Annotated in this window: 32 protein-coding genes; 4 read left to right on the top strand and 28 right to left on the bottom strand. The window is 42.4% G+C overall.

All coding sequences use genetic code 11. The features are described 5' to 3' along the window. Window positions 1–76: 76 nt before the first annotated feature. Window positions 77–1,120 carry a pyridoxal phosphate-dependent aminotransferase gene (locus tag ACZ5NL_RS09575; protein ID WP_464842081.1) on the top strand — a complete coding sequence of 348 codons (1,044 nt, stop codon included), beginning with the start codon at window positions 77–79 and terminating at the stop codon, window positions 1,118–1,120. Here ACZ5NL_RS09575 and rlmD read toward each other — a convergent pair. The 6 genes from rlmD to cgi121 form a co-directional block, all read right to left on the bottom strand. Further along, complete coding sequence (gene rlmD, locus ACZ5NL_RS09570; protein ID WP_464843467.1) at window positions 1,107–2,351, bottom strand: 23S rRNA (uracil(1939)-C(5))-methyltransferase RlmD; 1,245 nt, start codon at window positions 2,349–2,351, stop codon at window positions 1,107–1,109. The two genes, ACZ5NL_RS09575 and rlmD, sit on opposite strands and share 14 nt — an antisense overlap. Window positions 2,352–2,359: 8 nt before the next feature. Further along, window positions 2,360–2,692: a hypothetical protein gene (locus tag ACZ5NL_RS09565; RefSeq protein WP_464842079.1), complete on the bottom strand. Its 333-nt coding sequence runs from the start codon at window positions 2,690–2,692 to the stop codon at window positions 2,360–2,362. After that, complete coding sequence (locus ACZ5NL_RS09560; protein WP_464842077.1) at window positions 2,682–3,884, bottom strand: MFS transporter; 1,203 nt, start codon at window positions 3,882–3,884, stop codon at window positions 2,682–2,684. The genes ACZ5NL_RS09565 and ACZ5NL_RS09560 overlap by 11 nt, the downstream gene beginning before the upstream one ends. A gap of 10 nt (window positions 3,885–3,894) precedes the next feature. Continuing rightward, window positions 3,895–4,158 carry a TMEM165/GDT1 family protein gene (locus ACZ5NL_RS09555; RefSeq protein WP_464842075.1) on the bottom strand — a complete coding sequence of 88 codons (264 nt, stop codon included), beginning with the start codon at window positions 4,156–4,158 and terminating at the stop codon, window positions 3,895–3,897. Window positions 4,159–4,186: 28 nt separating this feature from the next. Next, a complete protein-coding gene (locus tag ACZ5NL_RS09550) occupies window positions 4,187–5,362 on the bottom strand; it encodes an aminotransferase class I/II-fold pyridoxal phosphate-dependent enzyme (RefSeq protein ID WP_464842074.1) in 1,176 nt (391 codons plus the stop codon). Window positions 5,363–5,495: 133 nt separating this feature from the next. Further along, window positions 5,496–5,918: a KEOPS complex subunit Cgi121 gene (gene cgi121 / locus ACZ5NL_RS09545; RefSeq protein ID WP_464842072.1), complete on the bottom strand. Its 423-nt coding sequence runs from the start codon at window positions 5,916–5,918 to the stop codon at window positions 5,496–5,498. A gap of 207 nt (window positions 5,919–6,125) precedes the next feature. Between cgi121 and ACZ5NL_RS09540 the strand changes: the two genes are divergently transcribed. Both ACZ5NL_RS09540 and ftsZ read left to right on the top strand, forming a co-directional pair. Further along, window positions 6,126–6,317 (top strand): ribbon-helix-helix domain-containing protein, encoded by a 192-nt coding sequence (locus ACZ5NL_RS09540; protein ID WP_253305303.1) that lies wholly within the window; start codon window positions 6,126–6,128, stop codon window positions 6,315–6,317. Between the two features lie 20 nt (window positions 6,318–6,337). Further along, the gene (gene ftsZ, locus ACZ5NL_RS09535; RefSeq protein WP_464842071.1) at window positions 6,338–7,585 is read left to right on the top strand and encodes a cell division protein FtsZ; all 1,248 of its coding nucleotides are present in this window, start codon (window positions 6,338–6,340) and stop codon (window positions 7,583–7,585) included. Window positions 7,586–7,637: 52 nt separating this feature from the next. Here the strand turns inward: ftsZ and ACZ5NL_RS09530 are convergent, their stop codons facing one another. From ACZ5NL_RS09530 to ACZ5NL_RS09455, 16 genes are all read right to left on the bottom strand, one after another. Then, the gene (locus ACZ5NL_RS09530; RefSeq protein ID WP_464842069.1) at window positions 7,638–8,084 is read right to left on the bottom strand and encodes an FAD synthase family protein; all 447 of its coding nucleotides are present in this window, start codon (window positions 8,082–8,084) and stop codon (window positions 7,638–7,640) included. Next, a complete protein-coding gene (locus tag ACZ5NL_RS09525) occupies window positions 8,081–8,593 on the bottom strand; it encodes an RNA-binding protein (protein WP_464842068.1) in 513 nt (170 codons plus the stop codon). Before ACZ5NL_RS09525 ends, ACZ5NL_RS09530 begins: the two co-directional genes overlap by 4 nt. A gap of 11 nt (window positions 8,594–8,604) precedes the next feature. Then, the gene (locus tag ACZ5NL_RS09520) at window positions 8,605–9,204 is read right to left on the bottom strand and encodes a DUF4443 domain-containing protein (RefSeq protein ID WP_464842066.1); all 600 of its coding nucleotides are present in this window, start codon (window positions 9,202–9,204) and stop codon (window positions 8,605–8,607) included. 49 nt (window positions 9,205–9,253) lie between these two features. After that, entirely contained in the window at window positions 9,254–10,396 is a 1,143-nt protein-coding gene (locus ACZ5NL_RS09515) for an RNA ligase (protein ID WP_464843465.1), read from the bottom strand. 123 nt (window positions 10,397–10,519) lie between these two features. After that, entirely contained in the window at window positions 10,520–11,230 is a 711-nt protein-coding gene (locus tag ACZ5NL_RS09510; RefSeq protein ID WP_464842064.1) for a hypothetical protein, read from the bottom strand. Between the two features lie 9 nt (window positions 11,231–11,239). Next, on the bottom strand, window positions 11,240–11,629 hold the full coding sequence (locus ACZ5NL_RS09505) for a hypothetical protein (RefSeq protein ID WP_464842062.1): 390 nt from the start codon (window positions 11,627–11,629) through the stop codon (window positions 11,240–11,242). 146 nt (window positions 11,630–11,775) lie between these two features. Further along, window positions 11,776–13,083 (bottom strand): hypothetical protein, encoded by a 1,308-nt coding sequence (locus ACZ5NL_RS09500; protein ID WP_464842061.1) that lies wholly within the window; start codon window positions 13,081–13,083, stop codon window positions 11,776–11,778. Beyond that, window positions 13,080–14,924: a hypothetical protein gene (locus ACZ5NL_RS09495; protein ID WP_464842060.1), complete on the bottom strand. Its 1,845-nt coding sequence runs from the start codon at window positions 14,922–14,924 to the stop codon at window positions 13,080–13,082. Before ACZ5NL_RS09495 ends, ACZ5NL_RS09500 begins: the two co-directional genes overlap by 4 nt. 255 nt (window positions 14,925–15,179) lie before the next feature. Next, window positions 15,180–15,905 (bottom strand): tRNA-binding protein, encoded by a 726-nt coding sequence (locus ACZ5NL_RS09490; RefSeq protein WP_464842058.1) that lies wholly within the window; start codon window positions 15,903–15,905, stop codon window positions 15,180–15,182. Next, window positions 15,889–16,959, bottom strand: a complete 1,071-nt coding sequence (locus ACZ5NL_RS09485) for a hypothetical protein (RefSeq protein ID WP_464842056.1) — start codon at window positions 16,957–16,959, stop codon at window positions 15,889–15,891. Before ACZ5NL_RS09485 ends, ACZ5NL_RS09490 begins: the two co-directional genes overlap by 17 nt. 5 nt (window positions 16,960–16,964) lie before the next feature. Then, window positions 16,965–17,297, bottom strand: coding sequence for a hypothetical protein (locus ACZ5NL_RS09480; protein ID WP_004066549.1), 333 nt, complete (start codon window positions 17,295–17,297; stop codon window positions 16,965–16,967). A gap of 4 nt (window positions 17,298–17,301) precedes the next feature. Continuing rightward, entirely contained in the window at window positions 17,302–18,282 is a 981-nt protein-coding gene (locus ACZ5NL_RS09475) for a DHH family phosphoesterase (protein ID WP_004066550.1), read from the bottom strand. Continuing rightward, complete coding sequence (locus ACZ5NL_RS09470) at window positions 18,245–18,568, bottom strand: DUF3194 domain-containing protein (protein WP_464842054.1); 324 nt, start codon at window positions 18,566–18,568, stop codon at window positions 18,245–18,247. Before ACZ5NL_RS09470 ends, ACZ5NL_RS09475 begins: the two co-directional genes overlap by 38 nt. 32 nt (window positions 18,569–18,600) lie before the next feature. Next, window positions 18,601–18,951: a prefoldin subunit beta gene (locus tag ACZ5NL_RS09465; RefSeq protein ID WP_464842052.1), complete on the bottom strand. Its 351-nt coding sequence runs from the start codon at window positions 18,949–18,951 to the stop codon at window positions 18,601–18,603. Window positions 18,952–19,007: 56 nt separating this feature from the next. Beyond that, the gene (gene pcc1, locus ACZ5NL_RS09460) at window positions 19,008–19,244 is read right to left on the bottom strand and encodes a KEOPS complex subunit Pcc1 (protein ID WP_464842050.1); all 237 of its coding nucleotides are present in this window, start codon (window positions 19,242–19,244) and stop codon (window positions 19,008–19,010) included. Next, window positions 19,241–19,870: a ribosomal biogenesis protein gene (locus ACZ5NL_RS09455; protein WP_464842048.1), complete on the bottom strand. Its 630-nt coding sequence runs from the start codon at window positions 19,868–19,870 to the stop codon at window positions 19,241–19,243. Before ACZ5NL_RS09455 ends, pcc1 begins: the two co-directional genes overlap by 4 nt. A 130-nt stretch (window positions 19,871–20,000) precedes the next feature. Here ACZ5NL_RS09455 and ACZ5NL_RS09450 point away from each other — a divergent pair, with 130 nt between their 5' ends. Then, window positions 20,001–20,702 (top strand): IS6-like element ISPfu1 family transposase, encoded by a 702-nt coding sequence (locus tag ACZ5NL_RS09450; RefSeq protein ID WP_011011522.1) that lies wholly within the window; start codon window positions 20,001–20,003, stop codon window positions 20,700–20,702. A gap of 23 nt (window positions 20,703–20,725) precedes the next feature. Here the strand turns inward: ACZ5NL_RS09450 and ACZ5NL_RS09445 are convergent, their stop codons facing one another. From ACZ5NL_RS09445 to ACZ5NL_RS09420, 6 genes are all read right to left on the bottom strand, one after another. Then, window positions 20,726–20,875: a DNA-directed RNA polymerase subunit P gene (locus ACZ5NL_RS09445; protein WP_464842046.1), complete on the bottom strand. Its 150-nt coding sequence runs from the start codon at window positions 20,873–20,875 to the stop codon at window positions 20,726–20,728. A 30-nt stretch (window positions 20,876–20,905) separates the two neighbouring features. After that, window positions 20,906–21,163 (bottom strand): 50S ribosomal protein L37ae, encoded by a 258-nt coding sequence (locus ACZ5NL_RS09440; RefSeq protein ID WP_004066570.1) that lies wholly within the window; start codon window positions 21,161–21,163, stop codon window positions 20,906–20,908. A gap of 146 nt (window positions 21,164–21,309) precedes the next feature. Beyond that, on the bottom strand, window positions 21,310–22,119 hold the full coding sequence (rrp42, locus tag ACZ5NL_RS09435; RefSeq protein WP_464842044.1) for an exosome complex protein Rrp42: 810 nt from the start codon (window positions 22,117–22,119) through the stop codon (window positions 21,310–21,312). 1 nt (window position 22,120) lies between these two features. Next, window positions 22,121–22,864, bottom strand: a complete 744-nt coding sequence (gene rrp41, locus ACZ5NL_RS09430; RefSeq protein ID WP_464842042.1) for an exosome complex exonuclease Rrp41 — start codon at window positions 22,862–22,864, stop codon at window positions 22,121–22,123. After that, window positions 22,861–23,616, bottom strand: a complete 756-nt coding sequence (gene rrp4 / locus ACZ5NL_RS09425) for an exosome complex RNA-binding protein Rrp4 (RefSeq protein WP_464842040.1) — start codon at window positions 23,614–23,616, stop codon at window positions 22,861–22,863. The genes rrp41 and rrp4 overlap by 4 nt, the downstream gene beginning before the upstream one ends. Next, window positions 23,613–24,323 (bottom strand): ribosome assembly factor SBDS, encoded by a 711-nt coding sequence (locus ACZ5NL_RS09420; RefSeq protein ID WP_464842038.1) that lies wholly within the window; start codon window positions 24,321–24,323, stop codon window positions 23,613–23,615. The genes rrp4 and ACZ5NL_RS09420 overlap by 4 nt, the downstream gene beginning before the upstream one ends. Window positions 24,324–24,332 lie beyond the last annotated feature (9 nt).

Below are 24,332 nucleotides of genomic sequence, written 5' to 3'. Positions count from 1 at the left end.
TCTATGGACCTTTGATATGGGCTCTTTACAAACTTTCAAAGGTTCCTAACCCCTAATTTTATTTTTGGTGGTGTTGATGCTTCCAAAGAACATTGAGGACATAGGTAGAGATTATGGGAAGAACCTACCAAAAGGAGAATACCTAGACTGTGCCCTCGCGTATAATCCGTTTGGATGTTCTAGCAGAGTGATTGAAGGAATTAAAAACTCTAGCCCTCAAGCTGTCTATCTCTACCCAAAGGAAGAGGAAAAGCTCAAAGAGGCTATAAGCAACTATTGGGGCTTGAAAAATGAACAAATTTTCTTAGGGACAGGTTCCATGGGATGTCTCCAGAAGATCAACAAGCTCCTCTCCCCAGGTTCAGTTGTCCTTGGCTACGCCCCACAGTTTCTCCCATATATCAACGACGCTAGATTAAACGGGGCAGTTTATGAATACATATCCCTTAGAAAAGAAAACGACTTCACAATAGACGTCGGAGAGATAATAGAGAAAATAACAGAAAAGACTTCGTTTGTTTATATTGACAATCCGCACAACCCTACAGGACAGATTTTAAAGCTAAAACAAATTGAAGAAATTGCAGAAGTGGCGGATAGAAAAGGTGCAATCTTGATAGTAGACGAAGCTTTTGGAGAGTTTATGGACAAAAAGAATTCAGCAATAAATATTGAGTTTCCAAACATTGTCGTTACAAGGTCTTTCTCCAAGGGCTTTGGATTAGCTGGTCTGAGAATCGGGTACTGCATCGTTAAAAGCGATGGCATGAAAAAGGCCATCTCCAGAGTTGATTTCCCTTTTTCGGTAACAACGCTTTCAATCCTCGCCGCATTAAATGCCCTAGAAGATCAAGGCTTCCTAAGAAAAACTGTAGAACAGACAAGAAAAAACAAAGAGAAACTCATGAGAGTATTGGGCAAAAACTTCCACATTGCAAAAACTGACAAATCAACGCCAATATTCCTTTGTGGTGGAAGCGGCAACACCTATCAATATTTCCTTAGCAGGGGAATTTTAACGGTACCCGGTGGGGAATTCATGAACCTTGACAACAGCTATGTCCGGATAAGGATTCCCAAAAGTGCAGAGGAATTCATAAAGAAAATCAACGCCGCTTGAGCTTTATAATTGCTTCCACATGGGGAGTATGAGGAAACATATCAACTAAAATGGCATCCTCCACTCTGTAGATATCTCTCAAGTGGGAATAGTCCCTACTAAATGCTTGGGGGTTGCAAGAGACGTAGACGATGTTTTCTGGTTTTTCTTTTTTTATGGTGTTTACACCGTCTTTCAAGCCTTTCCGCGGAGGATCAACGATAACTGTATCATACTCCCCTATCGGGAAAGACTCCGCATCCCCCACCAAAAAGCTTGCCTCCACACCATTTATTCTTGCATTCTTATTAGCCATTTCAATTGCAAAGGGATTTACGTCAACTCCCTTAACCTTAAATCCTTCTTTTGCTAAAAACACTCCAAAAGTTCCCACACCAGAATAAAGGTCGAGAATTTTATCTCCTTCAACAAAATTTAAAACAGCTCTTAAAAGGATTGGAAGGGCATAAGAATTTGTCTGGAAAAAGCTGTTTGGATGTATCAAATAGACAATCCCATCAATTTTCTCCTTTATAAATGGAAACCCGCTTACAAGTTTTGGCATGCCCTTGGGATCGTCTTTAGGATCTCTTTTAAAGCTCCAATAGATGGAATCCGCAAAGTCAAAATAATCCGGGAAACTTTGTGGCGCTTTTTCAACGTGTGCAATTACATTCACCATAATTTCTCTGGTAAACTTTCCCTCTCTAACGGAAAAGTAGTGGACATCGCCACTCTTTTTCCTTGAATTCCAAGGGGAGAGCCTTTCTTCATCCATGAAGTGCTTTAAAGCCTTTATGAACTCTGAAGTGCGGTTGGAAAAAACGGGGCACTGCCTAATGTTCACAATACGCTGAGAATCCCTCTGTTTAAATCCAATGCCCTCTGTTGAAACAATAAAATTGCTTACGTTTCTAAAACCCCAAAGCTTAGGAGAACCTTTTATTGGAGCTGTAATTCCAGTTATGCCCTCAAAAATTCTCTTCTTAAGATTTAACTGCTCTCTGTACTTCACATGTTGCCAAAAACAGCCTCCACACTTTCCGAAATATGGACATTTGGGATTTTGTCTCAAAGGTGATTCCTTAATGATATCAAAGTCCTTTGCAATTAAACGTCCAAACCTTCTAAATGTTTTTTTGACCTCTAAAAAATCTCCAATAAGGGTATAAGGAACATTAACCTTCTTTTCAAGCTTCAAGACTCCGTAGCCGTCTGGACTTATTTCCGTTATATATCCCTTTCCTTTCATTGCTCTCACTAATGACCAAACTTTATCTCATTTTTAAATTCGTCGCTGGTTATAAGCACAAGGCAAATCGCAGCCAGAAAAGTCAAACTGGCAGATGCAGGCTCAAAGCTTACTAACACCCACAGTATGCCAAAAATAAGATCTAAAAGTGTTATATATGTCCCTATTTGGATAACAACCTCCTTGCTTAGCAGAATCCCCACCAGAATAATGAAGTGGATCAAAGCGATTATAAAAAATCCAAATGCAGTTGATCTTTCACTGGAACTCAACACTCCCATTCCAGCAAAATACGTTCCCATTAAGAAAAAGAAGAGAGAAACAACAGGTTTAAACCTCATCTCCAAGTTCCTCCACCGGCAACTTCATTCTTGACACTGCTATTAAGGTCAATATTCCCAATATTGGCATGAATGCAAGCTCTGCGAGCGCTAATGCTTCACTATGCCTTGCTAGGGCTTCCGTTATAGAGGGGGCAATTGCATTTGCTGAGTTGGAAATTAGTCCCAGGGCAAAGGATGCTCTGGGATAGATGCTTTTTGGATAAGTTGCAGGAGCAGAAGTCCAAAATGCTGGTCCTGTACCTTGGAGAGCACCAATAAGCCATACTGAGGCCAGTGCTAGTGAATAATTCCCTTGGAGCATTGCTCTAGAGTAAACGCTCAGTCCAATAAACGCCACAGCATAGGAAAGTATCATGACCTGAACGATTGCCTTAAAGAGACCTCTTGGACTTGGATTTTTCCTAGAAAGCTGGAAGCCAACGAATCCCATAAGTATTGACCAAAGGGCTTTTGATATGTTGAGATTCGTGCTTAAAGTGGCCACTTGATTTTTGCTCCAACCGGCCTCGTACCCTAGGGAGGATGAAAAACCAACTATTGTAAAGATAACCCAGAGTGCTGGGAAGAAAGTGAATCCAAGCACCCACGTAAACTTCATTTTCCATATGTTCACATTTTCTTCGCCTTCCTTTCTATGAATTATCTCAAAGTCTTCTGTAAAGAGCCACCATATCAAAAGAACAGCATACATTATACCAACAGTTATCAAGAAAGCTGCCTTCCATCCAAAGGCACTCACCAAGTACTTGGCACTCATTGAACCAAAAACGCCTCCCCAAAATATACCTGAAAGGATAATACCCTTAGCAAACGGCCTTTCTGCTACGAAGTAATTGGCTATTTGAGTACTAAACAGCGGAACCAAGCTCACAACAAACCCCTGGATAAATCTGAGAAAGACAACAATATACCAGTTCCCAACATAAGGAATTAACCCCTGGGGTATTGCGGCGAAGCTGAGAGCTATGGCAACACTCCTTTTGAAACTACCTTCGTAAAGCCTTGTGTGTCCAAGCAAGAACGCTATAAAAAGACCAAAAACATATGCTACGTGCTGGAGATCATAGGCCTCGGCACTTATTCCAAAGTGGGAAATTATATCTGGCTTTGCAACACTCATCATGCTTAGAGTCCCGAATCCTGCAGTCATGACCAGTGTGTCCAATATGACGGATTTCCAGCGTTTCATATTTATCACCTCACAGCTTTCCAAGCAACATCAGTACTCCAAAGACAACAAACAAAATTCCAGCTCCCTTGTGGATAACTTCAAGGGGTAGCGCATCCCCTATTTTATCTCCCAAAACGGCTCCAATCAAATTGACCAGTGCTAAACCAAAAATTGCTCCTAAAAAAGCTTTGATCCACCCGTATTTAGAAGCAAAGGCAATTGTGGCTAACTGAGTCTTGTCCCCCAATTCTGCAAGAAATATTGCAACAAAGACATAAAGGATTTCTTTCACATTACCACCTCAAAAGAATATTAAAGAACTAAAGCTCTTCAAGAGCCTTTTTCATTCTTTCCATAGCCTCTAAAAGTTTTTCTTTCTTTGTTGCATAGCTTATTCTGATGTAGCCTTCACCATTGGGGCCAAAAGCTGTTCCTGGAATAACAACCACCTTTGCCTTCTCCAATAGCCATTCTGCAAACTCCTCGCTTTTCATTCCCGTATCCCTTATATTAGCGAAGATATAAAACGCTCCCTTTGGTTCAAACGCCTTTATGTAAGGCATTTCTTTTAAGTGCTCTAAAACTAGCTTTCTCCGCTCTGCATACTCCTTGCGCATCTCTTCCACAGCTTTCCAGCTTGCCTCTTCTCTAAGAGCTGCAACTCCTGCAACCTGGACAAAAGAAGCAACGTTTCCGATGATGTAAGCGTGAAGTTTTATCATATCTCTTATTATTTCCTCCGGAGCTATTGCAAACCCTAAGCGCCATCCAGTCATTGCAAAAGTTTTTGAAAAACTGTTTGCCAGGACTGTATTATCGGGGGCATACTTTATCATCGGAAGGTGTTTTGCCCCATCGTATAGAAAGTGCTCGTAGGGTTCATCGCTAAGAATGTAAATGTTGTAGTCTTGAGCAATATCGGCTATAGCTTTTGCCACTTCTTCATCCAAAACCGCACCAGTAGGATTGTTAGGATAGTTAATCACGATCATCCTTGTCCTCTTGGTTATAAGTTCAAGAAGCTCGTCTGGATCTGGCTGGAAGTTGTTTTCCTCTTTCAGGGGCAATCTAATGGGCTTCGCCTCTGCGACCTTCGCATCTTCAACGTAGCATACAAAAGCTGGATCGGGGATTATTACCTCATCACCATCTTCCAGCAGAGTTTCAAAGGCAAGGTACGTAGCCTCATAGGCCCCAGCCGTTATGATTACTTGCTCTGCTGGGACATCTAAGCCATAATGACCTCTGTAGTACTCTGAAACTGCCTCTCTAAGCTCTGGGATACCTGCATTTGGTGTATAGTGAGTCCATCCTTCATCAAGAGCCCTCTTTGCAGCTTCCTTTATATTTTGAGGAGTTTCAAAATCTGGTTCACCTATTCCAAGCGAAATGACGTTCTCCATCTTTGATGCTCTTTCAAAAAGCTCCCTAATCTTTGATCTCTGAATAAGGTTTATACGACCCGCAACGAAATATTTATGCTTTTTATAACGCATGATTCATCCCTCCAAGAGCATTTATGAGTGAGGCCAAATTCTTATAAATTTATCGAGAGGAAAGTTCTAAAAGTAGGCACAAATCACAAAAATTCTTCGAAATTTTAACAAAAAATGAGTAATTATGCCAGTATCAGAGAACATCGACTAAAGCGGCCTTTTCAAAGAGTTTCTTTACTTCCTCTTTTTTGCAGTCTTTAAATGGTATTTTCTCCGCAGGGATCTTCGAAAGAACCTCTCTGAGATCCTTTTCTGCATTCTCTCCAAACGCCACTATGAAGTTCTCACCACTTTTTGCCCCAACCGCTCTAATAGCATCTTTGATCTGAAGTGTCCCACTTGCCCTAAGAAGGATCTCCCCTTTGATTGTTTTCGCTTTGTTTGTTTTTCTTTCAAACGATTTTAGAGCCAATATCGTAGAGAAAACCACCTGCTCCCAACATTCTACGTTCAATATCTGGACATTATCTGGAAGAATTTCAAAAATATCTGCAGTATTTTCAAGCAGAATCTTTGCAATTGCGATCTTAACTGTGCCGCAGTCTAATACCTTCATTCTATCTCCCCAATCTTATTGTTTCGTTGTTTATTAAATTTTTTGCTTATACAGAAATGGGTATTCAATAAAAATATTTTAATTATCCTCCAATTTTCTTAAAAATTTTTGAAATTAATAATATGACAATATTAACACAGAAGCAAAAAGTATTTAACTAATTAAAACTAGATATACGTTAGATGCACTCATGTAATGGTGGGCAGAATGGCAAAGATGAGAATCATTAGTGTCCAGCTGCCACAGGGACTCATAAATGCTCTCGATGTCTTAGTCAAAAGAGGGGTGTATCCCAACAGGAGTGAAGCAATTCGGGAAGCTATCAGGGAACTTATAAAGAAGGAATTGTACACAACAGAGGCAGAAGAAAAGGAACTTCCAGAGTACGTGGTTGAATAAGAATATTGGGGGGAATTAAGATGGTGTTCAAACTGCTAGAACAAGCTGGTATTGATTTGGATGTTGATAACAACGGTAGCAAAACACAAGAAGCCCTCAGTGATCTGGAAACTTCTAAATCTTTCATTAAGATAGCAATCATAGGTGTTGGCGGTTCCGGAAATAATACAATAACAAGACTGTATGAACTAGGAGTTGAAGGAGCAGAGTTAATAGCCATGAACACCGATGCACAGCATCTTTCAAGAACCAAGGCCCATAAGAGAATCCTTCTTGGAAAGAACATTACTCACGGAAAGGGCTCCGGTGGAAATCCAAGAATTGGATATTTAGCTGCAGAGGCCAGTAGAGACGAAATAGCGGATGCAGTTAGAGATGTTGACCTCGTGTTCATAACTGCCGGTATGGGTAATGGAACGGGAACAGGAGCGGCACCTGTTGTTGCTAGGGTAATAAAAGAAGAAGCAAGGAATTCTGGAAGGATTCAAGAGCCACTTGTTGTGAGCGTTGTGACATATCCCTTCAAAAACGAGGGGACGAGAAGAATTGAAAAAGCAAAAGCGGGCATACAAGCTCTTCTGAAGTATTCAGACACTGTTGTGATAATAGAGAACGACAAACTTCTTGAATTGGTGCCAAAACTCCCAATTTCAGCCGCATTTAGATTTGCCGATGAGATAATAGCGAGGATGGTTAAGGGTATAACAGAAACAATAATGCTTCCCTCCATGGTAAATATAGACTTTGCAGACGTATACAGCGTCATGAAAAACGGTGGTGCTGCTTTAATTGGAATAGGCGAGAGTGATTCAAACAAGAGAGCTGTTGATGCCGTAAATAACGCCTTGAGCAACAAAATGCTTGAAGTGGAGTTTGGAAGTGGGGAAGCTGCCCTAGTACACTTTACAGTCGGCCCAGACGTCAGCCTCGGAGAGATAAACGATGCGATGCAGATTGTATATGAAAAGCTTGGAGCAAAGTCAGAGATAAAATGGGGAGCAAGAATAGACAAAGAGCTTGGAAAGGTTGTTAGGGCTATGGTAATAATGACCGGAGTAAGGTCTCCTCATATCCTCAGCAGCGACGTTAACGCATTAACAACAGAGGATAACGTGATAATTTCAAATCCAATAACCAGAAAAATAAACAAGGACTCAGAGATTGAAAACCTATTCGATGAGGTTTCAGGAAAGAAAAAGGCCAATGTAATTGTTAACCCCGAAATTGAGAGGATTGTGAGGGGAGCCGTAGATTACGACTTAAGTTAAATCTTTTACCTCTTTATAATCATCAAAGGGTTAAAATCAGAAGCTGCTAAAATCATTCGCAAAATATTTCTACTATTTTTTGAATTATTTTGCTTGTTTTGGCCACGTCTGTTTTATATGCATAAGGTATTCTAATAACCTCCGCTTCAATACCATGTTTTCTGAGCTCTTCTTTTAGGGCACACAGGTCGAAGTTTTGATCTGGACCCAAGGCAATAACATCTGGCTTAAGCTTTTTAACAAGTTCGAAGCTTATGTGATCAGGTTCCCCAATTACAACTCCATCCACCATCTTGAGCGCCTTTAAAAGCTCAGCCCTTTCGTACATAGAGTTTATCGGTGGTCTGCCTTTTCTTTCTTTTACCGTTTCATCGTGAGCTACTATTACTATAAGCTCATCTCCCAGCTCTTTCGCTTTTTTCAGAAAGTGGATATGCCCCACATGGAGAATATCAAAAACACCTCCAACAACAACTCTTATCTTTTTCTTTTCACTCATACCGCAGTCAACTCCCAAATTTTATCTTTTGCGTGGTGTATCACTTTCACAGCCTTCCCCTTCGTTTTCTCCTTCATAGTTTTTCCATCCATCAATGCGATCCCAATTGCCAACGGCCTACCGTATTCCTCCTCCACTACAAACACAAAATCGCCCTCTTTTATTCCCTCATCTGCGTCAACTATACCCGGAGCCATCACATCGGCACCGTTCAATATGTATGGAACAGCACCCTGATCGACAACAACCCTACGCTTCCATTTTCTTAAATCTTCCTTGTCGGAAATCTCGTACAGAGTTATCACCAGTGGAAATATAAGCTTCTCCCTCCGTATAAAGCGAGGCTTTCCGTTAACAAACAAAATCTGGGTAGTTTTATCAAATTCACCCACCAAAACTTGGTCATTTTTTGATATTAACTTTTCGGCTACTTCTTCTCCGAAGATTTTAGCCATCTCTTCCATTATCTTCTTAACTTCTTTTTTGCTCAATGGGTGCTTTATTTTCATTCCAGAGCACCTCACTCAATAAGTTTTTTGATTTCCTCTGGCAATAATTCTCCTTTTAAGCTCAATGCTACATGAATTAAACTTTTCAAAGCGTCCGCTTTGTTCTCAGCCCACGTAACAATTACAAGATCACCATCCTCAATAGGGAGCTTTTTAAGATCCTTGGATAGTTCAGGGAGGGTTTCCCTTAGAGGCCTTCCATCCTCTGGAAAAACTATCTCACCGTTCTGTACTGTTAAAATCATGGCGCCCTTAGCGAAAAAACGAATTGCCTCGTCTCTAAGTTCTATACTCTTAAACTCCGGAGGGTTTCTCACGACGAGTGCATATGTCACAAAACCTTCGAGGGGAGTTACCTCCAAGGGTTCTGATAACAGCTTTGAAATTTCCTGGATGATTTTAACACCCTTCTCACTCAGTGAATGTCCCTTTTGCTGAGATTCAACAAGCCCAATTGAGGAAAGCTTCTTTAAAAGCGTTCTAACAGTCCCCTCTCCAAGATTCAGCTCTTCAGAAATCTGTTTTCGTCCTTTGGGAGTTTTTAATAAGAAAAGCACGGCAACAACATCCTCAATTTTAAACTCCGGATATGCACCTCGCTTCCAATCCATCTTTTCACCTCTGTTTTCGATTTAATGGCAAAAATATAAAAACTTTAGGCTAATCAACAAAAGGATGTCCGCTCCAAAGCTCTCTAATTTCCCTTGTAGCATCTGGGTAAACTCTCTTAAATGTAATCCTCCAGTAGCCTTGGGGCATTTCTTCTATGTCCTCTATGTGGATCTTTAATCCCAGACGTTCAAAGTGGGATACCATCTTATAGGCCGTTTCTATGTGCTTTACTCTCACAGTAAAAACTTCTGCTATTTCTTCTCCAGCGCTAACGTCCCATATGCTTTCCACAAAGGGTTCCAGAAGGGCTCTTCCTAAAGCACTCGCATATCTTTCGAATTCCTCGTCCTGTACTCTCTTTTCGGCCAAGTAAAAAGCAAGTCGTTTTATTCTCTGCATAAAGTATCCATGCGGTAGATCGAAGAATATCCTCGCCCCGATTTTAATGTCATTAACATTAGCATAAGGGGTGACGTACTTTACGATTTTCCTCATATCAGGGCTTTTCATGACTATTCCTTCTCTCCTCTCCCTGCTTAATCGTTCTATAAGGTCCCTAAGCTCATCAATTTTTGATATGTCGTATATTCCAAACACCTCAACACTTGGAATTCCGTATTCATCCGCTATTTTAAGCCTCTCTTCCACAGTAAGAGACCTTCCAGTTTTCTTTTCTTGAATGTCAAAAAGAAAGAACTCTATGTCTTCTTTTACATAAGGGGGCCCCTCGACAAGATACGGGCTTTCTGGTCCTGCCATTTCTCCACAGAGAACCAAATTCGGATAATCCTTAAAAAACTCCATATTAACAAAATCCTCGATTCGCTCCGTAGTGAATGGACATATGAAACCACCCCTAGTAAAGGCAAAAACCCTTCCCTCAATTTGAGCAACCCTTATATTGTACCCATCGACCTTTTCTTCCACGTAGAAGGGCTTTCTCTTGAATACCCTCTTTATTCCATTTTCCAGATGAACTACCCTCTTTATGTGGGGAAAGCCAAGTATGATGTTGTGAGAATCAAAAACGACAGTCCCCCTTCTTAAGCTTCCGGCAGAATCCTTAAACCTAAGGTACCTTATTCCCTCGAACTCATCCTCCACTATGCCCCCTTTACTTTCCAGTATCTCAATACGCTCCCTACTGATACCAAGCTCAAGAAGAAGACTTTTGAAATGGGAACTCACCATCCTCAGCACCATTATTATTTTCTGGTTTGAGGTTTATAGGTTTTTGGACGTTACTTCCAAGACCTTCCAAATGTTCAATCTCTACAAAAGCTTAGAAGAAAAGAAAAATAAACCAAAAGCACATTAGCCGTTAAAAACTGCTATCTCATTTCCCTCTGAATCAAGAACGTGAAGAACTACATTTCCGTTGAGTTCTTTCTCAAGATCAGAGAGCATTTTCTTGTATTCACCCTCTACAGAACTTATTTCTTCCCTGCTTGTGAAGCCGCTCATTGCCCTTACATGATATGTGTCACCGCTTTTTTCAAGGATGATGTCCCAAGGTCCTTCTCCCACAAGAGAAAGCGCGTAATTTAAGACTGTGTTTGCTTTGTCCTCGCCTACTCCAGAGTACCACACGTATATCCTGTTAGATGTGACGTAGTGATACTTGCTCTCCGTGGAAAAGAGAACGTTTTTCTCCTCATCAAGGAGTTGAAGCGTTACATGGGAGCCTCCAAAGACCTCTTGTGACATCTCCGAGGCTATCATGGGGAGATAAAATTTGAGCAAATCTTCTATCTCTTCAGGGGAGGTATAAGTAGTCACCAACCCTACAGTATAACCGTTATCCTTTTTCACATAGGCGCTCATCTCATCGGGATTTAGAGTGTCCTTTATGAAATTTATAAGTGCCTTTGCTTCTGAGGCACTAACATCACCTGAATAGTGCACGGTTATCCCGTTCAAGGTAAGCGTTTTTTCTGCCTCAACATTCACCTCCGGACTTTCACAACCGCTCGCAAGCATTACTAGCACGAGCAGCAGAGCCGAGAGCATGTAAACTTTCTTCATTTTCTCACCTCACTCTTTTACCAATAGATATATACCAACTGTAGCAGTGTAACTCTCGCCGGGATTCGGCGGTGCATAATCAATTCTTACTACAAATGGCTTTGCTGAGCCGTAGATTAGTTTAGTGCTATCCTCATAAGTTGAAATGATTTCCTTAGTGTCAGGATCTAGTATCTTGATGGCCTTGACGATGCCCGTTCCCCCTGCCTCGATCTTATACGTGCCAGGCTCAAGGGTGTGTGAAAGGTAAAAGACCTCTCCACTCACAGTATCGCTCTTCACTTCCACGGGAACCTTCTCGTAGAAGGTCTCGTAGTAGTACTGCATGCCGAATGCTCCAATTATCCCAAGCACGAGCAGAATGAAAAACCCTACAACAAGTTTCTTGAAAAGCCCCATTTTCACCACCTACTCCAAAACTCTACGTTTTTACCAACCACTTTATTATACGCCAGCCAGTCCACATGAGAAGGGCTAAAATTCCCAAAAGAAGAAAAAGCCCTATCAGTGGGCCAAAAACATGAAATCCGGTTAAAGGTCCCGTTTCAGCCCCCTCCAAGGTTTGTATACTTTATTGTTATTCTGTGGGAGCAGTCTCCAGTTTTCTCGTGGGAGACGAGCTCGAATGCGGTTAGGCTTCCATCGGAGTTGAGGTTCACATAGACATGGCCCGCTTTTATCTCGCCGCTCACTTCCTCCGTTGGATAACCGGAGGTCGGCACCGTGCTAGGGTCTAAGTTATCGAGGCTCCCCTCACCGAGCTCTATGTAGTGACCGAGTAAAGCAGGATACTCGACGCACCACGGTTCGAGCATAATGTCAATGTCATTCCACGTCAAAGATTGGTCAGAGCTCCTTAGCTCACCCGTGGAAAACTTTACTCCCATACCCCCCTCAGTATCGAGAGTCACGCTTTTAATTTCTCCCATTTCTCCATTGGAACTCACGGAAGTTGTAGTGGTTAGAAAAGACTCGTAGCAGGCTCTAGCCTTCTGGTATTTAGCGTAGGCTTCCTGAATTTCTTCGTTGCTAGCTCCCGAGGATTGGAGGGAGGTGACGTTGTTGTAGGCCTGGACGAAGAGTCTATATGCTTCTTCCTTGTTTGGAGCACATGTGGATTCACTACTCTCCCCGATATTTCCAACGCTTATGTGGACTATGCCGGGAAGCTCTTCTGCTATGATTTCCCCTGAATGGAGCCTCAAAAGGTCGTCGCTTGAGGTGGAAATCGTTAAACTCCCGTTGTCAGTGAGATAGGTTATAGAGATCTCCTTAACCCATGGAACATCTTCAAGAACTAAAAAGGCCATTGCGAAGTAGTCTTTCCAGAAACCCTCCTCGTCGGCAAGGTACTCAAGGATAACGCTGGCGGTATCATTGATAACCGTGACGTTGTGGACGAGAACATCGAAGAGCCATAGATCCGACTCCACCTTGAATTCAGGTCTCCTTATGTCCTCGAATTCAGGGTTATCAAAGTCACCATTGTTCACGGTGAGCCCCAAAATGGGCTCGCCAAGGTAATACGCCTCCACCCTGACTTCATTTGTAGGGTTAGTTTCGTAGGCCTTCTTTGCCACCTCATAGGCCATGCCCATAAGGGCCTCGTCCACGGCTGAAGCCTCGAACTGGACGAGCGTTCTTTCACTTGAGAGGAAGACATAAGCATCTGAAGCGCCCATAGCAATTACAGCATCCCTCAAGTCCCCAGCAAGATTTGGAGTACTTTGAGAATTACCATGGGAATATGGATTGTTATCGGGGCCTAGGTTATCTGGAATCTTTATGTAGCCGCTTATGTAGAGATAACCCCCTATCAGGATGATCAATAGAAAAATGACTTTTCCCTTCATATCTTACCCTCCTCACGGAGCTTTTTGAGGTAGAACTTCAGCCTCTCCCTCTGACTCTGGTACTTCCCCTTGGACTGGGCATTCATCGTCTGAACCTGGCGGGAAAAGCTCGTCTCCTCTTCAACGTCCCTTATCGTCAGGGCAACAATATCTTCGTATTTCATGCCGGCTTTTTTGTAGTACATTGCCGTCTTTGCCGTTTTTTCAAACTCCCACTTGTAGTTGTTTGCTAGGTGTCGCTTGAACCCCTTTTCCAGTGCACCAAAAGTGAACTCGAATGGCTTGGTCAGCGGATTCGATGGGGCGAGGTTCTTGTAGGGCGACGATGCGAGCTGTCTATCTTCAATTCCGCTCATCTCATTGTAGCTTTCAGCCCCTTCCTTGCTCACGTGCAGATCCTGCATGGTCTTTTTAGTTGCCTCATCTCCCTTGAAGAGCTGGCTGTCCTTGTAGGCCTTGACGTAGTCCTTAAAGAGGCCGACCGGGGATGGCATGACTTTCTCTACCAGGCTGTCGAGGGCCCCCGTTGCGGAGTCGATGACCTTGTCGAGGGCCTTGCCAGTGTAGTATTTGAGCTTAAACCAGAGGGAAGAACCCTTTTTTGCTTCAACTTTCTCGTCTTTCTGGAGAACCTTGACGTCCTTTCCGTAAGGAGTTTTTACTTCAACAGTTTCAAGGCCCTCAGTACTCCCTATCCCCTTGAGCTTGTCGAGGGTTATCTCCATCCGGACATTTGCCTCTTTGCTGAGCATCCCTTCCACTCTTATCCCTCTGAAGGGATTATTGAACTTCGATGGGTCTCCAGCTTCCTGTTTCCCCTCTATTGGAGCTCTGCTTGATGGTGGTGTGCTTGTAGTGGAAGAAACGCTAGGGGTGGTAGAACTAGTGGATGGGACTGCAGAGCTCGTGGAGATAGGTTTCTTCAGAAGGTAGACGGTTATAGTTTTTTCGACTTCATTCCCGGTAGAATCTCGGGCGTAAGCTTTTATCTTTCCCTCCCCCTCTGCAATCTCATCCGGTTGGAGGGTTATAACTTGAGAACCTGTTCCTCCGCTTGAACCGAGCTTTGGTTCAAGTTCCCCACCTATCATAATAGTTTTCGGTGTTCCGCTCTCATAGTGTGCCCCCGCATATGTCAAATCGTCATCCTTGACTGCTACTTTAATGGTAAATGTCAAAGGCTTTCCGGATTCGAAATATAAAGTCTCACCATCTCTTGGTGAAAGGATTTGAATTTGAGGGGCTGTCCCCTTATATTCCCCTGAAATCTTCGAAGAGACTAGATTCATGACGCTCCTTCCAAGAGGCGGGAGAGGATTTGTTATGTTATACTTAGTGGTAACAAAAACCTCAACACTTATAGCACCCGTTTCAGAACAGAACATTGAAGGATCATCCGCACACACTTCAACTTCTCCTATGACCCTTTCGCCCCTATAATAAGAGTGATACTGATAGACATTGGGATTCCACTCTGCGGAATTGTCTTTTTCAACTTTTATACATTCAAGGGTTCTTTCGTTAACAGCAGAGCACTGGTATCCCTCTCCGCTGTAAGATTTAATTACGCTGTTAATTGTTGGCCCTTGTGTAAACCTCGTAATAGTTATTTTTACTGCTACAGGAGGAGTATCCGGAGCATTGTACTTTCCAGAATAGGATTTATACACTCTGAGATTCTTGAAGTTGTGGCTATCGTACATCTTTACGTTATAGAGATTCATACCTTCAAACTCGCTGTTTGTGGGGAAATACCTGTCAAAGTCTACTTCTGCTAATATCTGCGATAATTGAAGAAGCATCAGCCCCATAAGAATAATAAACCAGACTTCCTTCTTCATCTTATCACCACATTACCTTTACCGTAGCTCAGCTTCTCTCGCAGAAAAGAAAAGCGAGATAGACATAGACCAGCTTTAATTTTTCATATTTCACTTTTGATCTTAATAAAGTTTTGGTCAAAAATTGTAAAGATTAACCAAAAATTCTTCGATTGATAATGGATTATATAAAATCCACTAATACAAAATGTCCAATTGTCTAATGTTACCGGGCCAACATAGAATCAATAAAGTTTAAAAAAGCAAAAACCAACCTCAATCTTTCAAAAACGCCTCAACTAAGTTTCTTGTTTCCTTGAGAGCCTCTAACGGGATTCCTTTTGGTAAGCCGCCAATCTCACCCTTTACATCCTTTAAAACTCCTTCTCCCGCTCCCAAGAACATTCCTTCGCTTGTTATTCCTCTGAAGTTTGCGGGGGGTAAAAGTGCCACAGCAACTCTGTGACCTTCCTTCACGGTTAAATCGTTTGTGACCACAGTAACCGCCCTATCCCCTATGTTGACATTGCATACGAGAAGCTTATCTGCATTTGGATGCTTACCAGCGCTCATGACTTCCCCGACCTTTATGTCTACGGCAATGACGGGATCGTTTATCTTACCAAGTGCCAGCCTCTTATCAAGGTTAAGAATTGTGTTTAGGAAAAAGCGAACCTTTGCGATGCTCTCTTCAACCTTCTCCCTCTCATTTCTATCAGCCAGCTCGAGAAACTTGATGTACCAGTCTTCACCACCTAAGGCTTCAATTATTCCCAAGGCTTTTTCCTTTAGTTCTTTCATCTGGGGAGTATCAATTAACTCCTGCGGCTCTAGATATGAGTAGCGCAACGCCTGGAGTTCGGGAATCATTTCTTTTGCCAATTTTACTGCCCTCTTTTTGTCCCACTTTCCCTTGAATTTAGCCCCTTCAATGGTTTTCAAAAACAGCTCAACTGCCTTTTCAGCAACCAGCAACCGATAATCCTTACTCGTGTCCCACATTTTCCTCACCCTCGATCGCTTTTAAAACATCTCTCTTAATATTTTCGTCGGAAATCGCCTCCGCAACCGTAATTGCCTTGAGCTTTTCACCCCTCTTTGCATAAGTTAAAGCAATTTTTTCAAAAACTCTGGACGCTATTCTATCGTCAGAGATAATTGCCCCTACCGTCAAAGCTTCCTCAATCCGACCTATTTTTAAGAACTTTAATGCAATTTCCTCAAGCTTTTCGTCGTTTGGCTTTATTTTTCTTTCTGCAGCCATCCTAAATGCATCTTCAACAATACTCTTTGCAAGACCCTTTTTGTCATGGAGGAAGAGCCAGTAAGCTATTTCCAAGAGCGCCAAGACTTTTTCTTCATCTGGTAGGTATTTGATAACAAACACCGCGTTATCAACATCTCTCCTCTCGAGGAACTCAGAAACAAGTCTACTGCCCTTTTCAAGCGCCATTTCTATTAAAGATGCCTTTTTCTTCAGCTCCTGTGCACTTAAGTGCCTCTTTATGTCTTCATAAATCTCTGCGGCAAGTTCGTAGAATTCCTTAGCTTCAGGGGAATGTATCTTCTCAGCGCTTTCCAGAATCTGCTGGGCTAATCGGTACAGAAATGACAGGACTTTTGAATAGGGCTCAGGAGATTTTTGAGCAGTTTCGTATGCTATATTGTAATAATAAAAGGCATCATCATACTTTCCTGCAAGTGCCATATAATATGCAAGATAGCCGTAACCCTCGGCTTTCCAAAGAGAGTAGTCAATTGCCTTAATAGCTTGATGGGCCTTTTTAAAGAAGTACTCGCCCTTTTTGTCCCCAGTGACAGTAAGAGTGTATCCAATTAATGCCAATGCCCTAGCTTTTTCTAAAAGTCCCTCAAATGAGTCAACGATCTCGAGCATTCTCCCCAGCACAGCTTCCCTGTACTCACTTTCCTCTACGTATTGATATATGTATGAAAGGGCTTCAAGCCTTGAAAAGGGATCCTCAATCCGAAGGGCAAGTTCCAGTGCACTTGAAAAATTTCCTCTCTGGAGAAGGTCGGAAATATCTTCCATCATAAATATCACCGGGCGCCTTTAACTCTCTTATCCCATTCTTCAAGCATTAAATCCAACGCCAGAAGATTAGTAAGCTTAAGCCTAACCTTGTTGTTGCTGTAGTCTATCGAGCCACTAAACTCATTTATAAGTTCAAAAACTTTTTCAGCCTCCCTAAGATTCAGATTTCTCCCATAAAATTCCTCGCCACATTCGGGGCATTTGAAGGTAAAATCCTCCAAAGCCGATAAGAATGCACCCTTATCTTTAAGCAGCTCCTGAAAGTTATCGAGGATGAGCATCTGTTCTATTAAATCCTCCCATTTAATGGTTTTCCCGCATATGGGGCATCTGGACATTAAATCACCCCAACTTCTTTAGAAACATTTCGATTTCTTTCACTAAAAACTTAACGGCTTCCTCAAGATTTCTCTTTCCGTTAGCACCTGCCGCTCCAGAGTGACCTCCGCCAGAACCATCTATAATTGGGCCAACTTTCTCCATGAGCTTTCCTAAATGAAGACCCTTCTTGACAAGGTTTTCTTTTGCCCTTGCAGAAATCCTAACCCCCTTCTTATCGCTCCCAACAATCGCAACATCAGCCCCAAGCTGAAGGAAAATCTTACAGGCTAAAGATTCATAGGCAGAAACCTTTGAAATAGCTATTATGTAATTGCCGACTTTTTTGATTTCCATTCTCTGGCAGGCCTTTAATATGGCCATTCTCTTTGCCTGGTCTATGTTCTCATCACTCACTGGAGCAACTAAATTGTATATCTCCCCCATCTGGATATCAAACCTCTCCAAGATTTTAGACACCGTTTTGAAGGTTTTCGAGTTTGCGTATCTAAAATTGGCAGTGTCTGTGACTATTCCTGCTAAAAGAACCTTTGCAGAAACTTCATCGTAGAAGTCAAAGTACTCCAAAAGCTCCCACACAATCTCTGCAGTGGAAGTCCTTGAGGAGTCAACGATTTTTATGTCAGCCCTTATCGGGTTCTCCTTTTCGATGTGATGATCGATAATGATTACATACTTATCATCCGGAACTTTAACAGGCTCCAGCTGTTCAAGGGATGAAGTATCAAAAATTATAACCACGTCCTCTAAAACGGCTGGATTCTTTTCTACCTGAGCGAAGTTGAGAAGGCGTTTTGCATAAGATGAGACGCTTTGGGCAACACCTATTCGGTTTTTTAAGCCTAGACTTGTAAGGTACCTAGAGAAAGCTATAGCGCTACCCAAAGAGTCCGGGTCGGCGTTATGATGGCACAGCAACAAAAAAGAATAATCTCTCTCCTTTGCGTTATTCAGAAAGTTCTTGAGCTTTATTTTGCCCCGCAATTTTTCTCAACCTTTTTTCAACTTTTTCATAAGCCTTCTCAAGTGCTTCATCAATCAGCTTTTCCACATCCACCCTCACGAATATTGGCACCTCAAGATAAACCTCTATCTCCAAGTCCAATGTATCCTCACGGTTTATCCTCGTTGTCACTTCTATGTCTTTCACTTCACTTCTTGTTAAATGCTCAAAGATGTATTCTATGACCTGCTCTTGGGCTAATTCGCCAAGGGATATTAGTTCTTCTTCACTGAGTTCTGGAAGTCCTATGTGAAACACCCTCTTCATCTACACCCCTCATAAAATGTTGAAAAAAGAACTCACCCAGCGACTCCTCTCAGAGAGCTCTGTATTTGTTGTGTGAGCTCTTTAATTTTTTCATTGAGCTTCTGTTCCTGCCTCTCTAATGCCCTTAGACGAACCTCTAGAGTTTCTACTTTCTCTTTAAGCTCCTCTAATGCCTTTGCCTTCGTTGCCCTGACTATCAGGGTGCCAACTGTCTTGTATATAGGGGTCTCTTCTTCAACTTTTTCAATCTCCTCAAGGGCTTTTTTAGCATCGTTAAGCTCTACTTGAATTCTCTGCTTCTGCTGGATTACAAGCTGGAGTTGCTGTTGATAGCTCTCGAGCTGTCCCAATAAAGCCTGCACCTGAGGTGGAATGTTCTGCATGATAACACCTCCTTTTAGTCCGAGGCTATACTCTCAGAGAAGATTTAAATAGTTAACTAAAGCTCGACCACATCGAGTGCAACTTTAATCCATCGAAGATAAGAATTTAGGGTTCCCCTTAAGGCAGAGTTATCCTTCGCAGTAAATTCCATTACAACTTTGTTTTCCTTTAGAGAAAAGTTCATCTTGCTCCTCCGGTAGGGGACCGTTTTATGCTCAAAAAGAACACTCTCATAAACAACTCTTGCTATCTCATTATTAGGGAGTTCAATCTCGATTGTCCCTCTTATCATTTCTCATCCCTTTTGATGCCGAGCTTTTCTTTATAGTCCCATCTTCTTCCGTCTTCCATTATCCATATTTTAACACTTATCAAAGGCCCCACCGGTTTTTCTCGTGAGATATCAAGGCGGTAGAAGTTTACGGCCATTCCCCTTGGATGGCGTTCAATTACACCCAAAACGTCTGTGTTGTATTTATCTGCTATGTACTGCAGGCTCTTTTCTCCTCTTGGGACGAATTTCCCATTGGTAAGCTCCGCAAAAACCTGACCAAAAACGATGTGATCAAGCCCAACCCTTTTGGCAGTTGTAACTATAAAGGGCATTTCCTCCCTGATCGGGCGAAGGTTTCTAAACCCCATTTCCCTCTGAAGCTTGATGCCATGGAGGTAAAGATAACCCATATACCCCCAATCCTCTGGAGAAACCTTTATAAACGTCATCTTGAGCGGGTTTCCCTTCCAAACATTGATTATCAGAAGCCTTTCGTAACCTCTGTCATAAGCCTCCATAAGAAGGTCTTGAATGGTCTTCTTTCCCCTAGTTAAATAAGTCGAGTTAGGAAAAACCCTCTCTAGGTCGTGTCCGAAGCTTCTAGTCCTCCTTGTGGGTCTGTGGGATGTTGTTATCAGCATCATCTCTGATCACTTGGGGATTTGACAGAAAGGGGTTATAAATCTTTTCAATAGAGAAGAGGATACTGTTAGGATAAGCTGTGGGGTGTCAGGTTTAAGTTACTGGCAGTACTTTAGAAAAAGAAGGGGGAACATGAAGTCTGAAACCATTATTTACTGGGTGGTTTCAGCCTTAAAACCCTTTCGTCGCAACAAAATCCCACCAGAAAAGAAAATCAGGGGAGTAGAATTATACCTGCGAGGCCTCAGTTACCGGCAAACCGCCAGAATACTCAAAATCAGTCACGTAACAGTCTGGGAGGCAGTCCAAAAACTCGCAGAAGCAGTTTACAAGCCAAAAATCCTCGCAGTCAAAAAACAGCGAAACTTCATCGCAGTTGACGAAACAGTAATAAAAATCAACGGGAAGAAAAGATACCTCTGGGCTGCAATTGACGTTGAGAGCAAGGAAGTTTTAGCAGTCTGGATTACGACTGTTAGAAACTGGTGGGTTGCCAGGGATTTCATTCTGGTTGTTTTAAAGTCGTGTGAAGGGCAGCCTGTCTTTCTGGTTGACAGGGCGAGCTGGTATAAGTCTGCTTTTAAGAGTTTGAGGTTGGGTTATCTGCATGTGACTTTCGGGCCGAGGAACAGTGTTGAGCGCTGGTTTAGGACGTTGAAGGAGAGGACGAAGCGTTTCTGGAATAATTTCAGGGGTAAAGACTGGAGGAGGGTTCATAGGTTTGTTTTTCTGTTTGCCTTCTGGTATAATTTTGTCAGAATTCATTCTAGTTTTGGTGATCCGCCTGGTGATGTTACTGAATGGCTTCAGGAGGTGATGCCCCAGTTATCCTAACAGTATCAGAGAAGAGATAGGGCTCAAATTGCCTTAATCCTTCTGGCAACTTTAGGCCTAGGCTTGTAGATTATCTTCGCTCCGCAGTATGGACAGCGAATTTCTCTCGCAATAGCAAGATCCATTTTAAACTCTTTTCCACATTTTGCACATTTATACAGTGCCTCTACCATAACGATCACCAAAAAAATGTTTTAAGGGGTTTATTGAGTTGTTACACCCCTCTTAGCAATCCTTCCAGCCGGGGTTGCAGGCAAGTAAGCGCCTCCTGCAAAGGTTGCACCACACTTTTGGCACTGCCATATTCCGGTGCTTATTCTCTTGACAGCTTTTCTTCCACATACCGGGCAAGTATGCTTTTGTCTCATCTTTTCTTCTACTGCAGCGACTCTTCTCCTTATCTTAAGACCATATCTTGGCCCAAATCTTCCAGCGGATCCAACTTTCTTTGTTCTTGGCATGATCATCACCTCTAATGATTATGACTGAGATGAATTTTAGGAAGCCATTTAAAAGCCTTTTCCTTCAAATTAAGCCAGCAAATAGTGAAGCTACTCCCTTTATAAACTTTTGCTAATGAGTTTAAAAAAGAAGAAAAACAAAAAGGTCACTCTTTCTTTATGCTTTCAAGAACCACTTTTCTTATCTCTTCAGCTTTTTTATACGCCAAATCCACGGCATAAACAACTTCTTCAAGTTTGAAACTTCCTCCTTCGCTTTTCTGCACAGCTGAGATGTATCCGTTTTCATCGGTTGTTATTGTAAGTTTGCCATCCATTACCTGCTCCTCTTCAAAGTTTGGATCTACTATCAAGGTGTTGCCTATTTTAGCAAAGCTCACTGGAATTGGGACTTTTGTTACGGGTAAGGGTTCATATTCGTCCAGAAGCTTTACTTCTCCAGTTTCCTCATCGTACTCAACTTTTGGTATTTTTGTACTCAGTAAAGCAGCAATTGCACCGATTCCAGAAGCATCCAAGAGGTTTCCATCATGATCCAAAACGTGCACGTCTATGAAAATCACCCTTACAAGCTTTCCGGGTACTATTACAAGCTTACTCAGATCCACAGCCTGACTTTCCCTTATTCCTCTGTCCACAACCCTAGCTAGTTCTATCGCCCTCTCGTCCGGCGGTCCTGGTTCAAAGGTGGGAGACGCTAAAGGAACGAATTCAACGTTAGTTGTCATGACACCCATTTCCGGCAAATCTGGGAACGGCTCTCCAAAGTCAACTTTTATCCCAACAAGAACCTGAGTATTACCGAGTTTTACAAGTGCAGATCCCTCAGCCTTTTCTATCACGTTTGTTTCTATGGTTAGAGGCCTCAACTCTTCCGGCCCTCTTCCATCGATTCTTTTACCTTCCCTCAAAAGATTGAGGATATGATCCCTCATTATTGATGCCATTACTTCCATTTTACTCACCTACCTCTTCCGCTATTTTGAGATACTTCTCCTTCAGCGCCTCTCTCTGTTTTTGATACACTGCTTTAGCCCCTTTTATTGCAAGCCTTACTGCTTCAAGGAATTCTTCTTTGGTGAGGTATCCATCCATCTGAAGCAGGGTTATGTCGTTCTTAATGGGCATTATGGCCACTGGAACATCTGCCTCTCCATAGTTGTCCTCTTCTTTGTTTAGGTCAAGAACAATCTCTCCATCTATCTTTCCAGCGGCACATGCTGCAACTAGGTCTCTCATAGGAATTCCGGCATCTGCCAAAGCAAGAGAAGCCGCAGTAATCCCAGCTACCCTTGTACCCGCATCTGCTTGAAGCACCTCTATAAACACATCTATGGATGTCCTTGGGAATAGTTCAAGAATAACAGCTGGTTCAAGGGCTCCTCTAATAACCTTGCTTATTTCTACGCTTCTCCTATCCGGTCCGGGTTTTTTCCTCTCTTCAACGCTGAATGGTGCCATGTTGTACCTAACTCTCAAAATTGCTCTGTCAGGCTTCTGAAGGTGCTTTGGATGAATCTCTCTAGGGCCATAAACTGCCGCTAAGATTTTATTCTTACCCCATTCCACGTATGCAGAACCATCCGCACTTTTTAAAACCCCAACTTCCATTTTAATTGGTCTCAGCTCATACTTCTTTCTTCCATCAAGCCTCTTGCCGTTCTCATCAATAAGCTTGAGTCCTTCAGGCTTTCCCATCATTTCCCTTCACCTTCTCCAGTTTGGGGAACTTCTTCAATAATCCCCTGTTCTTTAAGCTCATGTAATCTCTTAATCAGCATCTCCCTAACTCTGTCAGTTAATCCTTGGGTGTGGCTTTCTCTGTCTACTTTTAGAATGGCCTCTATAGCCAGCTTTTCCAGCTCCTCGTTTCTTCCACTAACCCATACCCATCCGTTCTGTCCTACTATTATCCTCGTGTTTGTAAGGTTCTTGATCATGTTTATCATTGAGCCTCCCTTACCTATAAGGCGGGGCACTTTAGAAGGCGTTATCTTTACAAGCTGTCCTCCCTTCAGAGGTCCTCCATTGAAAGGCATTCCTTTTGTTATCAGGTCTATTTGATTGATTTCATTAAACGCCTTTACTTTTGCATAGATTATGTCGCCTATATCGAATATTTTTCTCAAATCTGTCTTTAAAATGTCGATTTTCCCTTCAACAGCATCCTGAACTCTCAGCGTGGCTTGATAGGGGGCACCTATATCAACCACCCAGTTTGAAAACTTTACGTCAACTATCTTCCCTATTACGCTATCTCCCACTTCCGGAATGTACGGACCTTCTAGCGGAACTACTGAAACCGTATCGTTTGAAATCCTGACTAATCCAACTACCGTTGAGTAAATTCTGTTTCCCTCTTTAAAAGTCCCTCTTCCATTTTTGAACGGTCCCTGGGCCAAAAGCGTTCCTGGAACCACTAATTCCCTATTTTTTACAAAAATCTTCTTCATAGTCCCTTCCTCTCTATAAGTTTAGTTATTGCAGTACCCTTTGTGAGGGCGTTTAATTTCTCATAAAACTCTTCCTCAACTCCTCCAGGAATCTCTATTAAAAACATCCAAGAGCCATCGCTTGCCCACTCTTCCCTCTTTATATTTCCGAACTTTCTAACTTCTCCGTAGGCTTTTCCACTATATTCAGAAGGTATTTTCACTGCTATGACCTTTGTTTCTATTTTAAGAGGCAGAGCTCCCCTTAAAGCTTTTATAACATCTGGAACCTGAGCTTCAGCATCTTTAAATATATCCACCCTAACCCCGACTTCTTCCATTGCCTTCAAAATTCTCTCTGGGGGGTGAGGGTAGCCAGTTCTCGGATCTACAGCGTGCCTATGGATTATCATTGCTATCTGCTTCTTCTTCTCTTCCAGCATTTCTCTTCTTTGCTGAGCTGTCAGCTGTACTTCTCCCTTCTTGAGGATTATCTTTGCCACTTCATAGGGATCGCTCGTCCCAAAAATCTTCTGCATTTCATGTTCACTTGCCTTATCTCCCTTATGGGCGTCTTTAAAAATATAAGGGGTGGCAAGGATTTCTTCAATCGGAACTTCTTTGCCCTCTTTGAAGTCTCTGGCTAAATACGGATCCACTAGTATTTCAAAAACTTCTCCATGAGTCTTCAATCGAGCAATCACTGCTTTGTCGACGCTTATGGGCATGCTGATCAC

The sequence above is a fragment of the Thermococcus aegaeus genome (genome assembly GCF_055393685.1).
This window is presented reverse-complemented; position numbering and strand designations above follow the sequence as displayed.